Origin of the sequence: Fodinibius salipaludis, assembly GCF_002287075.1 — a bacterium.
In the GTDB taxonomy this organism is placed as follows: Bacteria; Bacteroidota; Rhodothermia; order Balneolales; family Balneolaceae; genus Fodinibius; species Fodinibius salipaludis.
In genome coordinates this window covers 34,873-47,943 of the sequence record NZ_NSKE01000004.1, presented here as the reverse complement: position 1 = coordinate 47,943, position 13,071 = coordinate 34,873, and the positions used below count along the sequence as shown (strand labels likewise).

At 41.9% G+C, this 13,071-nt stretch carries 15 protein-coding genes and 1 tRNA gene; 9 read left to right on the top strand and 7 right to left on the bottom strand.

Annotation, left to right across the window (positions count from 1 at the left end; all coding sequences use genetic code 11):
* The first annotated feature begins 5 nt into the window (after positions 1–5).
* A complete protein-coding gene (locus CK503_RS06175; protein ID WP_095605928.1) occupies positions 6–353 on the top strand; it encodes a hypothetical protein in 348 nt (115 codons plus the stop codon).
* Here CK503_RS06175 and CK503_RS06170 read toward each other — a convergent pair.
* A complete protein-coding gene (locus CK503_RS06170) occupies positions 350–1,108 on the bottom strand; it encodes a tetratricopeptide repeat protein (protein WP_095605927.1) in 759 nt (252 codons plus the stop codon). The two genes, CK503_RS06175 and CK503_RS06170, sit on opposite strands and share 4 nt — an antisense overlap.
* 272 nt (positions 1,109–1,380) lie before the next feature.
* Here CK503_RS06170 and CK503_RS06165 point away from each other — a divergent pair, with 272 nt between their 5' ends.
* A complete protein-coding gene (locus CK503_RS06165) occupies positions 1,381–1,545 on the top strand; it encodes a DUF1328 domain-containing protein (protein ID WP_095605926.1) in 165 nt (54 codons plus the stop codon).
* A 112-nt stretch (positions 1,546–1,657) separates the two neighbouring features.
* Positions 1,658–2,164, top strand: a complete 507-nt coding sequence (locus CK503_RS06160; protein WP_095605925.1) for a hypothetical protein — start codon at positions 1,658–1,660, stop codon at positions 2,162–2,164.
* On the opposite strand, the gene CK503_RS06155 is transcribed toward CK503_RS06160, so the two are convergent.
* On the bottom strand, positions 2,156–3,007 hold the full coding sequence (locus tag CK503_RS06155) for an SDR family oxidoreductase (RefSeq protein WP_095605924.1): 852 nt from the start codon (positions 3,005–3,007) through the stop codon (positions 2,156–2,158). The genes CK503_RS06160 and CK503_RS06155 overlap by 9 nt on opposite strands.
* A gap of 100 nt (positions 3,008–3,107) precedes the next feature.
* Here CK503_RS06155 and CK503_RS06150 point away from each other — a divergent pair, with 100 nt between their 5' ends.
* The 3 genes from CK503_RS06150 (at position 3,108) to CK503_RS16075 (ending at position 4,710) form a co-directional block, all read left to right on the top strand.
* Positions 3,108–3,479 (top strand): co-chaperone GroES, encoded by a 372-nt coding sequence (locus tag CK503_RS06150; protein WP_176466230.1) that lies wholly within the window; start codon positions 3,108–3,110, stop codon positions 3,477–3,479.
* 161 nt (positions 3,480–3,640) lie between these two features.
* On the top strand, positions 3,641–4,537 hold the full coding sequence (locus tag CK503_RS06145) for an MBL fold metallo-hydrolase (protein WP_095605923.1): 897 nt from the start codon (positions 3,641–3,643) through the stop codon (positions 4,535–4,537).
* Positions 4,538–4,539: 2 nt separating this feature from the next.
* Entirely contained in the window at positions 4,540–4,710 is a 171-nt protein-coding gene (locus CK503_RS16075) for a hypothetical protein (RefSeq protein ID WP_176466229.1), read from the top strand.
* A 2-nt stretch (positions 4,711–4,712) separates the two neighbouring features.
* Here the strand turns inward: CK503_RS16075 and CK503_RS06140 are convergent, their stop codons facing one another.
* Positions 4,713–5,345 (bottom strand): ABC transporter ATP-binding protein, encoded by a 633-nt coding sequence (locus CK503_RS06140; protein ID WP_255233346.1) that lies wholly within the window; start codon positions 5,343–5,345, stop codon positions 4,713–4,715.
* A gap of 174 nt (positions 5,346–5,519) precedes the next feature.
* On the opposite strand from CK503_RS06140, the gene CK503_RS06135 reads away from it, so the two are divergent.
* Together CK503_RS06135 and CK503_RS06130 are read left to right on the top strand one after the other, a co-directional pair.
* Positions 5,520–7,091: a DUF8457 domain-containing protein gene (locus tag CK503_RS06135; RefSeq protein WP_095605922.1), complete on the top strand. Its 1,572-nt coding sequence runs from the start codon at positions 5,520–5,522 to the stop codon at positions 7,089–7,091.
* On the top strand, positions 7,092–8,642 hold the full coding sequence (locus CK503_RS06130) for an acyl-CoA carboxylase subunit beta (protein WP_095605921.1): 1,551 nt from the start codon (positions 7,092–7,094) through the stop codon (positions 8,640–8,642). It abuts the gene before it with no gap.
* 61 nt (positions 8,643–8,703) lie between these two features.
* Here CK503_RS06130 and CK503_RS06125 read toward each other — a convergent pair whose 3' ends face one another.
* The 3 genes from CK503_RS06125 to CK503_RS06115 all read right to left on the bottom strand — a co-directional run bounded on the left by CK503_RS06125 (position 8,704) and on the right by CK503_RS06115 (position 11,216).
* Positions 8,704–10,185, bottom strand: coding sequence for a phytoene desaturase (locus CK503_RS06125; RefSeq protein ID WP_095605920.1), 1,482 nt, complete (start codon positions 10,183–10,185; stop codon positions 8,704–8,706).
* A gap of 86 nt (positions 10,186–10,271) precedes the next feature.
* Entirely contained in the window at positions 10,272–10,934 is a 663-nt protein-coding gene (locus tag CK503_RS06120; RefSeq protein WP_284697546.1) for a septal ring lytic transglycosylase RlpA family protein, read from the bottom strand.
* Between the two features lie 210 nt (positions 10,935–11,144).
* A tRNA-Thr gene (locus CK503_RS06115) sits at positions 11,145–11,216 on the bottom strand.
* 118 nt (positions 11,217–11,334) lie between these two features.
* On the opposite strand from CK503_RS06115, the gene CK503_RS06110 reads away from it, so the two are divergent.
* Entirely contained in the window at positions 11,335–11,952 is a 618-nt protein-coding gene (locus CK503_RS06110; RefSeq protein ID WP_095605919.1) for a rhomboid family intramembrane serine protease, read from the top strand.
* A 14-nt stretch (positions 11,953–11,966) separates the two neighbouring features.
* Here CK503_RS06110 and serC read toward each other — a convergent pair whose 3' ends face one another.
* Positions 11,967–13,046 (bottom strand): 3-phosphoserine/phosphohydroxythreonine transaminase, encoded by a 1,080-nt coding sequence (gene serC, locus CK503_RS06105; RefSeq protein ID WP_095605918.1) that lies wholly within the window; start codon positions 13,044–13,046, stop codon positions 11,967–11,969.
* Positions 13,047–13,071 lie beyond the last annotated feature (25 nt).

Sequence of the window (13,071 nt, the reverse complement as noted above, 5' to 3'; positions counted from 1 at the left end):
CTAAAATGAAAATTCAGACTTCTGCTGAAGTAACGTTATTAAAATGTGATGGACAAGTTGTTGACCTTAGTCAAAACCAGAAAATTGATCTGGAGTTTTCGGCGATTGATACTGGCGGTGGATTTAAAGATCCGATGCTGGATTTTTCGATTTCACTGGATCAAATAGAAGAAGATATAGAGAATGAGGAGCAGCTAAGTTTTATTCTTACTGATCCAAATGATTCGGGCAAAGAGATCGCTTTTTCATTTGTAGGCGATACGACTTTTGCTGATAATCAGATTAATGGACGGATTAAGGAAGATCAGCTTAGCAGGGAGCTTATTGGGTTTGTTTTAAACCTGTTGCGTTAATTGAAATGTTCCTCGAATAGTTTTTGGCTGCGATATTGAACGTACCGATCTTCAACGGTGTGAGAGGCTCGGGGTTTCATTCGTTTGATTTCATAGAGTTGTTCTTTTGCTTCCTGATGCCGATCAAACTCGAGTAATATATTAGCGTAAAACATTTTGTTTGTGGGATTGTTTGGAGCGATCGCCAAAGCTTTCTGAACAAGTTCGAATGCCTTGTCTTTTGAGGGCCACCCCATTACAATTGGAATATTAGGGGAATAAAAGTGTACCTGTGCTAAAATGCGATAACCTCCTCCATCTTGGTATTGAGGGTTCTCTTTAATGATGTCTTCGCATACTCTTCTCAGTTTTTTAGAGATACCATTAGTTGCTGCTTTAAAAAAGCCGTGCACATCGGCCCAGCGCCCGATATTCGCAGCATACCAGAATTTAATGGGGACTGAATTGGGATAGCGTTCAATCATCTTCTCTCCCAAATTGCGACCGTTTTCATACACCTCCTTTTTTTGATCTTCGCTAAGACCGGTAAACATGGCCTTGAAATAATAGGATCGCAAAAGGTACGAGGCCGCCTTTTCCTGATGGATATTCTGATCTAATGCGGCTTCGAAAAGATCAATAGCTCGGTTAATATTGGCAGGATCTGCTTTGAAAGAGTCAGCCTCGGCCGCGCGTTCTTCATAAAGTTTTTTACCGCGTTCAAAAAGATCTTGCGCCTGTATTGTAGAGGCAAAAAGTAAAGGGAATATCCCCAAGATTGAGAGAAGAGTAATTTGCCAAAAGGTTGAGTGTAAATAATAGAATCTTCTCATAAGTAGTGTTCTGATAGTGCGGTTTGGCTAAATGGCAATATGTATTATCAGGTATTTTTGGATTGATCGCAATCAGTAAAATGCAGTTACAGTGTTAAAAGTTAGTGCAAGGAACAAAAGATCCCATATAGTACTAAAAAGGAATAAGTAATTAGATCTTTTTGTAGGATGATTTTAGAGAGCAGATTAATTATAACAGACTGTGGGAGGGAATTATGTTACGGTGGAGTATTACATTTTTAGTTATTGCTATTATTGCAGCGGTTTTAGGATTTGGCGGAATTGCCGGAACAGCCGCAGGTATTGCTGAAATTCTATTTTATATTTTCATCGTTCTATTTGTTCTATCACTAATATTTGGTCGTCGATCCAAAGTATAATATTAACAATTGGAACAAATACGGAGGAAAGTTGTATGTATAATTTGAAGCTATTCACAAAGAGTCTTTACGTTAGCTATGGGGATAAAACCCTAATTTAAAAGAGGTTGTTATGTATATCATTGATCACGATAAGCAGGTTTCTCTCATAAACGAGATGAAGCAATTGCGAAAGGACAGTAAAAAATATGAAGTTTATTACCATCATCCCTTTACAAATCAAATGTGGAAAAGCTTTTTTCCCCTTGCCAATGAGGATGAGTTGGGACCCAAACTACTGCGCCACGAGCCCGTCCCCACTAATATTAATGAGCGGTTAAATATTTGTTTAGGAGAGGATGCCCCTGAAAATGCTATTGGTTTAGGTATAGAGTGGTCGGCCCGACCCGAAATATGGCCCGATGTTATTCAAGCGTTGGAAAATCGCTATTCACATTTTGATCGGCACCAGTTGAAACTTTTTCTGGATAATCTACATCTGGATGAGGCCAAGGAAAAGATGCCTGCTGAAGTTCCAGAAGATGATACTCGGGAAAGTAAGATAACTGAAGATAAAGTCGGTGACTTAATTTGGAGATCGCGGAAAATACGAATGAAGCGCTTTTTTGTATTAGGATAATCCCGTTAATTCTTCACTTTTTTTCCATAATTTTGAGGTGAGCTTATCATTGTAGGCAATGCCAGCCGGTTCGGTCACCTTTTGGTCTTTAAAATATTGGCCGTTCATGGATTTTACATCGTTAGCTGTTGCCAGGTAAATAGTTGTTGCAGCTCCTGATTTAGGCGACCGCATAAATGGTTTTCCAAGCCAGTAGAAAAGTTTCATTGCCCAACTGGCTTCTTCAGCTAATTGTGTTCCTACTACTCCCGGGTGCAGGCTGTAAGTAGTGATGGGACTATTCTCTGTTCGTTTAGCTAGCTCATGAGTAAACATAATGTTACAGAGCTTGGAAACGCCGTAAGCCTTCATGGAAGAATAATTTTCAGTAAGCTGAAGATTATCTAAGTCAAATACTTTGGCGCCCATTTTGTGAATTTCGGATGATACATTGATGATTCGAGCATCGTTTGATTGTTGAAGTCCATCCCAAAGTAAATTGGTTAGCAGAAAAGGGGCCAGGTGATTTACGGCCAGCGTTTTTTCAATGCCGTCGATTGTCTCTTCATGTTCATTGGCAATAAGACCGGCATTATTAACAAGCACATCGATTTGATAAAATTCCCGGTTGACCTGATCGGCTGCAGATCTTACATCCTGCTGTATGCCCAGATCAGCGAGAATAATTTTGATGCCGGTATTTCCCGTATCTTCAATAATATCTTGACGCGCAGCTTGAGCACGTTTTTCATTCCGGCAGATCATAACCACATAGGCTCCATCGGCGGCAAAGCTACGGGCAGTTTCTTTGCCGATACCCGAATTAGCTCCTGTTACGATGCACAACTTGTTTGTGAGGTCCATAAAGTCAGGATTATCAAGAAATCTTTAATTCAGATTGTTATACAAAGACGTTACCTTTAGGGGCTTATTCAACAATAGTTTTGCAAATTAAATTTCTGCGATGATTCAAGAATATCTGAATTCGGTCGAAAAATTTATAGTCGTTGGTGATCGGGTGCTTATTAAACCCCGCGATATGGAAACCCGAACTAAGAGTGGGCTGGTTTTGCCTGCTACGGTAAAAGAAAAAGAAGATATCCACAGTGGGTATGTGGTAAAAACGGGCCCCGGATATCCTATTCCATCCAATGAAGTGGATGAGGCATGGAAGGAGACCAGCGAAACAAAATATATTGGCATGCAGGCTCAGGAAGGTGACCTGGCTATCTTTTTAAAGGATCAAACGCACGAGATAGAGTTTGAAGACGAAAAGTACCTGATATGTCCGCATGCTGCTATCCTGCTATTGATCAGGGATGATATGGCTATTTAAGCAGAGTTTGAGGGAAAGGTAATTAAAACAAATATTGTGTCTTGATGATAAACCCATAAAAAGAGTTTTATTATCTTGAATTTCCGTTAGGTGGGAATGGTTTAGTGATGATTAGGTTTATCATTATTGCATCCTTTTATATTTAATTAACCCAACTACTTATGGATCGTCGTCAATTTTTACTCCGTTCGTCATTGCTGGCAGCAGGGGCAGCCCTTCCGTTTAAATCATTGTTAGCAAATAGCCGAGAGAACTTTACTACACTTCGGCGCAACGTAGGATATTTTACCGAGCGCGGTGGTACCATCGGTTGGTTGGCATCATCGAATGCGATGGTGGTTGTCGATTCTCAATATCCCGAGACGGCTAAAAATTGCCTGAACGGGCTGCGTGATAAAACGGATCAGCCATTAAATCTGCTTATAAATACTCATCATCATGGTGACCATACTGGCGGAAATCCAACGTTCAAAGGAGTCGCTAAGAAAATCGTGGCTCACGAAAACGTCCCGAAGTTGATGAAGAAGGCAAACGAAGAAAGTGACGGGGAAGGGAATACTGCTTATCCCGAAACCACTTATTCCGAGAGTTGGAAAATGGATTTGGGTGATGAAACCATACATGCTAAATACTACGGTCCCGGGCATACGGGCGGCGATTCGGTGGTCTATTTTGAGAAAGCTAATGTGGTTCATATGGGAGATTTGGTGTTTAACCGGATGAATCCCTATACCGATCGACCGTCGGGCGCTTCAATACAGAATTGGGTTAAAATTTTATCAACTGTTGCGGAAGAGTATCCTGCAGATGCTATTTATATCTTTGGTCATGCCAAGCCTGAATATGGGGTCACTGGTGAGAAAGAAGATCTGGGCGTAATGAAAGATTATCTTACTGCGGTATTGGATCATGCCCAAAAGGGTATTGACGAGGGATTGAGCAAGGACGAAATTACAGACAAGAAATCTCTCGAAGAGTTTGATCATTTTTTATATGCTGACTTTTGGACTCTTTCAGATAATCTTGGCGTGGCATATGAGGAATTAACACAATCATAATTATGGCTGATCGGAATATATCAACGGCAGAAAATGGCTCTCAAGAAAAACGCCGCTGTACCTATTGTGGAGCGAAAGCTCCGTTGGTTTGGGTGCACGGACACGGTCAATGTGCAAGCTGTGGGATTAATGTGCAGGAGTGTTGTCAGGGAGAAACTTGCTGGGTGGATTAATCCTATTCGACAAAAGATTCCTCTTCGATAGAAAATATTCGCTCGCAAAGGTCGAGCTCATCGGGATTGTTGGAGGCAATAATGATCAGTTTTTCGGGAGTATCAAAGGCGGTAACAATTTCTGTGATAAGATTTCGTCCATCTTCATCAAGGTTGGATCCCGGCTCATCCAAAAGCAGAATATCAGGATCATAAAAGAGGGCTGAGGCCAGTCGCAGACGTTGCTGCTGACCCGTTGACAACTTTCCAAACGGTTGATTGATAGCATGTTTAAGCCCAACCTTGGAGATCCATAAATCAATAGTTTTAATAGAATCTGACTGGTGCCGCATCTTTGAAATGAATGTCAGATTTTCTCGACAGCTCAGTTCATTATAGAGATTGACGTACGGAGCAGCATATCCCAACTTTTGTTTAAAAGCTGTTTTATTGAGTGCAATTCCGTTATCTTCCCATGCAATATTCCCCGAGCTGGGAGGTAAAAGTTCCCCGAGACATTTGAGGAACGTTGACTTTCCTGAGCCATTGGATCCCGCAATGCCAAGAGCACTTGCTTGGTGATCAAAGGAGACACCCGAAAAAATAATATTCGGACCAAATGACTTTTTTAGCTGTTTAACAGATAGCGTAATCATAGGCCAAAGGTAATAAGGGATCATCAAATCCTAAATGAAAACTTTAGCAGTAATATATTTTTTAATTTGTTACCCCTTAATGGAAAGCATATTTCAAAAGATTCTCAGGATTTAACATATTGAGCCGTTCTTCGGTTGTATTGCCTTTCGTTAGACAATATATTTCCCAAAATTATGAGACAAACCATTCAGAAAATAACGCAAAAATTAATCGATCGTTTACCCGAAAACGATCAGTATTATACGATTGAGGAACTTCGTTCTTGGGAGTTTCCGTCTTTCATTGTTCGTCGCATCAGTGTGGAGCTAAAGCGTAATCTTTCAGATTCGATGATCATCCCCAAAACGGATTGGGCAAATACCAGCACTGATGCTGTACTTGATGCCTGGCAACAATTTATTGATGCTATCGAGGATGAAGCCCGTCTGCCAGCCAGTTATGCACAAGCAGTTATTGAAACAGCGGTTTCAGATGTTATGGAAATACTGGTGCAGCCGCGGAAGAATGTGCCGGAAGTTATTTTTGGGGCTAAGGATGAACTTTCGATAGAGCAGTTGCATCAGCGATTAGAGGCGGTTGTCGTATATCGACATTTTGCTGTTGTACTTTCCCGATATGTGCAGAAAAAGGATCTGGAAACACTGAGTAAAGAGCACTGTTCAACGATTATTGCCAAAGCTGATGAAAAATTAACATCGGGATATTCCCCTTTGAATTGGGCTCAGATATTAGAACCCCTTTTCCAATTGCAGGATGATGGTATCGATACTAATTTGCTACGATTATTTTTTGAGGATAAAAAGATGGCCCGGATTGCCCGAAAGTTCGACCTGATGAATACCGTTCTTAGTCGAGTCGAATTTATCGAAGTACTCTCTTCGCCGGAACTGCTGGATTTCGATGGGTACGAAGATGATCAATCCTCACTTTTTGAAGATCAGCCGACTGCAAAAAAAGAAGATAGTGACAGTGATTCTTCAGCTCCTATATTGAATAATGGAGAAGAGGATGAAATCGATGAGGAGGAAGAATTGCAGGAGTCAGAATCTGAAGATGAACAGTTAAAATCTGATGAGACAGAAGAGATAGAAGATGAAGAGGATGATTCGTTAAATGGTGTTTTCAGGGAAGAATCTAAGGAAGAAGAGGAGGAGGAAGTAACATCAGAAACTGAAGAAGAGAAAATAGAATCTGAAGATGAGGAATCCGGAAACCAAGATATTAGCCAAGAGGTAGAAGAAGAGGATTCTTCACCGGAAAAAAAGACAGCCTCTTTAGAAGAACAGGAGGACTCAGAAGCAGATGCAGATATTACATCCGAGTCTGAGGAAGAAACCCCCATTTGGATGCGCTATATGAGCGATGAAGAAGTGGAAGAGTATGAAAAGGAGCATGGAGATGGAGAGGACGAAGAAGTTGATGAGGATGGATTTATTGATGAACCTATTATTGATCTGACAAAGGAAGATGCTTCGGATGAGGAAATAAAGAATCTCCGTAACATGCTATCGGATGAGGAGAAAATGTTTGTGGAGGAAATCTTTCGCGGTTCGGATCGTGCTTTTGATCAGGCAATAGAGGATATTGCCGGATATGATAGTTGGCGCGAAGTTAGTAAGTACATTGAAAAGGATATTTTTAAACGCAACTTAGTTGATATGTACTGTGAGGCGGCAGTGGACTTTACTGATCGGCTGCAGAGTTATTTTTTGGAGAAACAAAATCGCAATAAACAAGAAAATTAGATGGCTTCGGATAAAAAGGTAGAGCGACTAAAACAAAAACGTAAAGATGCGCAAAAGGGCGGCGGCGAAGAACGAATTCAAAAACAACATGACAAGGGAAAGCTGACGGCGCGCGAACGAATTGATATTTTGTTGGACAAGGGATCGTTTGAGGAAATTGATCCCTTTGTAAAACATCGCAGCCATAAATTTGGACTCGAAAATAAAAGGATTGACGGCGATGGGGTGGTTACCGGGTTTGGAAAGATTCACGGCCGACCGATCTACGTATTTAGTCAGGATTTTACCGTCTTTGGAGGATCGTTGTCTGAGACGCATGCCGAAAAGATCTGCAAAGTTATGGACATGGCCATGAAAAATGGCATACCCATTATTGGACTAAATGACTCGGGCGGCGCGCGGATTCAGGAAGGGGTATCCTCGCTGGGCGGCTATGCCGAGGTCTTTTACCGTAACAGTATGGCATCCGGCGTAGTGCCTCAATTTTCGGCAGTAATGGGACCTTGTGCCGGTGGAGCAGTTTATAGTCCGGCACTAACCGACTTTGTGTTTATGGTCAAAAATACCAGCTATATGTTTGTTACCGGTCCGAATGTGGTGAAGACCGTAACACACGAGGAAGTGACCTCCGAAGAATTGGGTGGAGCCAGTGCTCACGGATCAAAATCAGGAGTAGCGCATTTTACGGAAGAAAATGATGCTATCTGCCTGCAGGAGCTTCGTAAGTTATTAACATACGTGCCACAGAATTGTGAAGAGAAACCTCCGCGAGAAGAATCAAAAGCACCGGATTCTGCCAAGGCGAAAAAGCTGGATGATATTGTCCCCGATAATCCCAACAAGCCTTATGATATAAAAGAAGTTATTGAGGGTATTGTGGATAAGGATTCGTTTATGGAAGTTCATGAGCATTATGCCACAAATATTGTGGTCGGTTTTGCTCGCATTGATGGACGCAGTGTAGGTGTTGTGGCGAATCAGCCGTTATCATTGGCCGGAGTGCTCGATATCGATGCATCGCTCAAAGGTGCTCGCTTTGTTCGTTTCTGTGATGCGTTTAATATTCCGCTGATTACTTTTGAGGATGTTCCCGGGTTTTTGCCCGGTACTGATCAGGAGTGGGGCGGAATAATTAAGCACGGAGCCAAGTTGCTGTATGCTTTTTGCGAGGCGACTGTGCCCAAGATGACGGTTATTACCCGTAAGGCGTATGGCGGCGCGTATGACGTGATGAACTCCAAGCATATCCGCGCAGATTACAATGTGGCGTGGCCAACGGCCGAAATTGCGGTGATGGGGCCGAAGGGAGCCGTTGAGATTATCTTCCGAAAAGAGATTGAAGCTGCCGATGATCCCGAAGCCAAAGAACAGGAGTTAATCGATTATTATAAAGAAGAATTTGCGCATCCCTATAAGGCTGCTGAACGCGGATTTATTGATAATGTAATCCTGCCCAGCGAAACACGCGAGAAATTGATTCGCGCACTGGAGGTTTCAGAAAATAAGGTAGACCAAGTGCCACAGAAAAAGCACGATAATCTGCCCCTGTAAAATCTACTATTGTTTAAATAAATGCCCGGCACTTTTAAAGTACCGGGCATTTGTATTTTTACTAATCTTGCTTACAAATTAAGTCTTCAGCTATCTTAGCAGAGGATAACACTCCGGGAAGTCCGGCCCCGGGATGCGTGCCCGCTCCTACAAAAAATAGGTCATCAATATCTTCCGATTTATTATGCGGCCGAAACCAGGCCGACTGCGTAAGTATGGGTTCTACCGAGAAAGCTGATCCTTTATAGCTGTTAAGAGTATTTTTGAAATGCAGGGGGTCAATATGATGCTCAACAACGATATTTTCTTCGAGATCGGGCAGGTAGTTTTCTTCCAGGAATGAGATAATAGCATCGCGGTAGGGTTTGGCTTTTTCATTCCAGTCAGTCTCCCCATCTAAATGAGGCACGGGTGATAGTACGTAGAATCCTTCGCAGCCTTCGGGTGCAAGAGAGGGATCGGTCTTTGTTGGCATATGCAGATATAGCGAGAAATCATCAGCCAGCTTTTTATCGTGAAAGATGTCAGAAAGTAATTCCTCGTATCGCTCACCCAAAATAATATTGTGATGTTCGAGTTCAGAATCCAGGTATCGCTTTTTGGTCCCAAAATAGAGGACAAAAAGTGACATGCTATATTTAGTTCGCTCAATTTTACGGTTTGTCCACGTAGTCCGTTCGCTTTCGGGAATCATATTTCGATAAGTGAACGCTACATCTGCATTTGAAACTATTTGATCAGCCGAATGTTCGCTGCCGTCATTGAGCCGGATCCCATCGGCTTTTCCACTGCTGATTGTTATTTCATCTACCTCGGCATTGTAGTGTATTTTACCGCCTTGTTCTTCAATCAATTGAACCAAAGCATTTACAATTGAACCCGTTCCACCCATGGCATAATGTACGCCCCATTCGCGTTCCAAATAGTGTATCATTGCATAGATGGAGGTGGTATCAAAGGGGTTGCCGCCCACCAGCAGGGGATGAAAAGAGAAGACCTTCCGAAGGAAATCATTTTCGATAAATTGAGCAATATACTTATAGACTGTTTTATGGGATTGCAACCGGAGAAGATCAGGTACTACTTTGATCATATCCCACAGGCTTAAAAATGGTTGGTCAGCTAGTTCAACAAATCCTTTGTTAAAAATGGCTTCGGTAGTTTTGATAAATTTGCTGTAGCCTTCTTTATCGGCGGGATTCCATTGTTCAATCTCATTTAAGACAAAGTTGTGGTCTCCGTTATAATCAAATTTTTCCCCTTCGGCGTTAAATATCCGGTAAAAGGGATCACAGGGTACGAGCTCAAAATAGTCCTCCCGTTTCTTTCCGGCGGCCTCAAAAATTTCATCAAATAGAAAGGGAGCTGTTATAACCGTAGGACCACCGTCAAATTTGAATCCATCCATTTCATAGACGTAGGCGCGTCCGCCCGGCTTGTCGCGCTTTTCAAAAATTTCCACTTCATATCCTTGTGATAATAGTCGAGATGCTGTTGCAAGCCCGCCAAAGCCGCTGCCAATGACAATAATTTTTTTCTTCATCTGTATGTGGTATATAGGATTAACGCTGATGCTACAACCACAAAATGGAGATAATACATTCCAACAGATAGAAAAAATTTTAAAAATTAATTTTCTATCTGTTTTACGTAACCACCGAAGCCCTGCCTTTTGAGTTGTCGCTGCTTTTTGCGGGCATTATTTTTATCTGTATAAATACCGTGATACACGCGATAAACTATTTTGTCACCCATGTTTATCTTTTCAACACGGGCACCGCGTATTTTTTGGGCGTGAGATCGAGCTTGATGCTCATGGTTATAGGAGGCAAGTTGTACGGTATAGGTGGGTACTTTTAAATCAGTTACTCTTGAGTTTTTTAAATCTCCTTCCATTAAAATAAGTTCAACCGGTGCTGTTCCAGAACCCAGCATGTCGATTTCATCAGCGGCTTTTTTAGACAGGTCGATAATACGGTTCTTAGCATAGGGACCACGATCGTTTATGCGAACTGTGACGGATTTTCCGTTATCCAGATTCTTGACTTTGACAACACTATTAAAGGGAAGTGTACGGTGGGCAGCCGTAAGATCATACATGTCGTAGATTTCACCGTTGGCCGTTAGCTTGCCGTCAAAATTAGGGCCGTACCAACTTGCTTTCCCATCCTCAATTTTTTCGCCTGTCTTTTGAGGTTTGGGAGCATCATCCGTTTTCCCAAAGCGCGAGCTGGTACCGCATGAGCTAATAAATAAACTGATTGCTAAGATAAATATAGGAAGAGATCGCAAGGCAATTACGTCTGGAGTTTAAAGGATGTAGTAATATATTTTTGCAGGATATAAAAATCCATAGTACTTATGGTAAAACCAAATCAAGCTTTTACAACTAAATACAGGTCATTTTGTTTCGTATTGATGAGGTTATATTTGAAAAGAAGGGAGATATTAAACCAATGATCCGATACATGAGAACGACCTCTTGTTATCCCGATAAAAAAGAGCCGATGACTGGATTCGAACCAGCGACCTATTCTTTACGAGAGAATCGCTCTACCCCTGAGCTACATCGGCTTTAATAAGAAGTGGTCAAATATAACTACTATGCTACTTTGATAGCAAGCCTATGAGAAATAAAATTGGAGATCGAACGTACTCTTGTCTATCTTCGATGATCAAAAAATAAGAGTATATGGAAGATTATATAGCAAATTATCCCGCTACATTTTATATCGTAATTGCCAACGTGATTGTATCGCTGGGTGCTTTGTATCTATATCCGAAACTTATCGAGGCAGGATATTTAAAACCTTATCGTACTGTTAGGGAAAATACGTGGTATGAGCTTATTACATCGGGGTTTTTGCACGCTAATTTGGGCCATCTGTTTGTGAATATGTTTACGCTGTATTTCTTTGGCCCCGTAATGGAACGGGTCTTGGGCAGCGGTTACTTTTCGGGGTTGTATCTGACGGGACTTATTGTGGCGGGAATCCCGTCAGTCATAAAATTTAAAGATGATCCTAATTATGCCACGCTGGGGGCCTCGGGAGCCGTGGGATCGGTTCTTTTTGCCTTTATTTTTCTGTTTCCGATGGAGAAAATTTACTTAATGTTGATCCCCATTCCCATTCCGGCATTTGTTTTTGCTATTTTCTATTTGATATACAGCATGTATGCCAGTAAACAGGAGCGTGGTAAAATAAATCACGAAGCCCATATCGCAGGTGCCCTATGGGGTATAGTTTACCTGGTGATTTTTGTGCCAAATACGATTGATCATTTTCTAACTGTATTTGGCTTGGTGTAATTCGCAGAAATTATTTAACTGTTTTCCTTTCTAAATGTTTTCATAAAATCGACCAGCGTTTGTACGCTTTCCATCGGACACGCATTATACATGCTGGCCCGGATTCCACCCACACTGCGATGTCCTTTTAAAGTATACAGGTCGCGTTCTTCTGCTTCTGATAAGAATTTGGCTTCGAGTTCTTCGGATGGAAGTCGAAAGGTAGCGTTCATCAGAGAACGAGAATCTTTTTCAACGGCACCGCGATAAAAGTCATCCCGGTCAATTTCGTCATAAAGCAGTGCGGCTTTCTTTTCATTAAAGGATTTAAAGTATTCCAGACCACCCTTGTCCTGAATCCATTCCAGTACCAGGTTTACCATATATACATTAAAAGTAGGGGGCGTATTAAAGATCTTTTCCGCATGTGTTTGATATTGCAAAATAGTTGGAACGCCCTCTGTATCCGCTTTCCGGAGGAAATCTTTACGGATAATGACAACCGTTACTCCGGCAGGACCTATATTTTTCTGAGCACCTGCATAAATGATTCCATAACGAGATACATCTATAGGTTTGGACAGAAAGTCCGATGAAGCATCGCAAACCAGTGGTATCCCATCGGTTTCGGGTTCTTTGGGAAATTGAGTGCCCGCAACGGTGTTGTTAGATGTAAAATGGACGTAGGCAGGGTTGTCACTAAACGTTAGCTCATCGTCGGTTGGTACACGATCATAACCGCTCTCGCTACTGCTGTAAGGTCGATGAACATTCCCAAAAACCTTGGCTTCTTTGATGGCCTTATTTGACCATCGGCCCGTATCAATGTAATCAGCTGTTTCGTTTTCATCCAAAAAGTTAAACGGCACCATCATAAATTGAGAGCTGGCACCGCCCTGGAGAAACATGATTTCAAAATCGTCACCAAGGTTTAGCAAGTCACGAAGATGGGTCTTTGCTTGCCGGTCAATCTCAGTGTACTGGGCGCTACGGTGGCTGATCTCCATCACCGATCGTCCCATATTTTGGAAGTTAGTAAGCTCCGACTTTGCTTTTTTAAGTACTTCGAGTGGAAGGGTTGCAGGTCCTGCGCTAAAGTTGTGAACGCGTTTCATAAGTAAATGGATAGAATGTTAGCGA

Excerpts from the sequence above, each read along its gene's own strand:
- CK503_RS06175 (WP_095605928.1), top strand. The coding sequence starts at position 6 with ATGAAAATTCAGACTTCTGCTGAAGTAACGTTATTAAAATGTGATGGA.
- CK503_RS06165 (WP_095605926.1), top strand. The coding sequence starts at position 1,381 with ATGTTACGGTGGAGTATTACATTTTTAGTTATTGCTATTATTGCAGCG.
- CK503_RS06160 (WP_095605925.1), top strand. The coding sequence starts at position 1,658 with ATGTATATCATTGATCACGATAAGCAGGTTTCTCTCATAAACGAGATG.
- CK503_RS06155 (WP_095605924.1), bottom strand. The coding sequence starts at position 3,007 with ATGGACCTCACAAACAAGTTGTGCATCGTAACAGGAGCTAATTCGGGT.
- CK503_RS06150 (WP_176466230.1), top strand. The coding sequence starts at position 3,108 with ATGATTCAAGAATATCTGAATTCGGTCGAAAAATTTATAGTCGTTGGT.
- CK503_RS06145 (WP_095605923.1), top strand. The coding sequence starts at position 3,641 with ATGGATCGTCGTCAATTTTTACTCCGTTCGTCATTGCTGGCAGCAGGG.
- CK503_RS16075 (WP_176466229.1), top strand. The coding sequence starts at position 4,540 with ATGGCTGATCGGAATATATCAACGGCAGAAAATGGCTCTCAAGAAAAA.
- CK503_RS06140 (WP_255233346.1), bottom strand. The coding sequence starts at position 5,345 with ATGATTACGCTATCTGTTAAACAGCTAAAAAAGTCATTTGGTCCGAAT.
- CK503_RS06135 (WP_095605922.1), top strand. The coding sequence starts at position 5,520 with ATGAGACAAACCATTCAGAAAATAACGCAAAAATTAATCGATCGTTTA.
- CK503_RS06130 (WP_095605921.1), top strand. The coding sequence starts at position 7,092 with ATGGCTTCGGATAAAAAGGTAGAGCGACTAAAACAAAAACGTAAAGAT.
- CK503_RS06125 (WP_095605920.1), bottom strand. The coding sequence starts at position 10,185 with ATGAAGAAAAAAATTATTGTCATTGGCAGCGGCTTTGGCGGGCTTGCA.
- CK503_RS06110 (WP_095605919.1), top strand. The coding sequence starts at position 11,335 with ATGGAAGATTATATAGCAAATTATCCCGCTACATTTTATATCGTAATT.
- serC (WP_095605918.1), bottom strand. The coding sequence starts at position 13,046 with ATGAAACGCGTTCACAACTTTAGCGCAGGACCTGCAACCCTTCCACTC.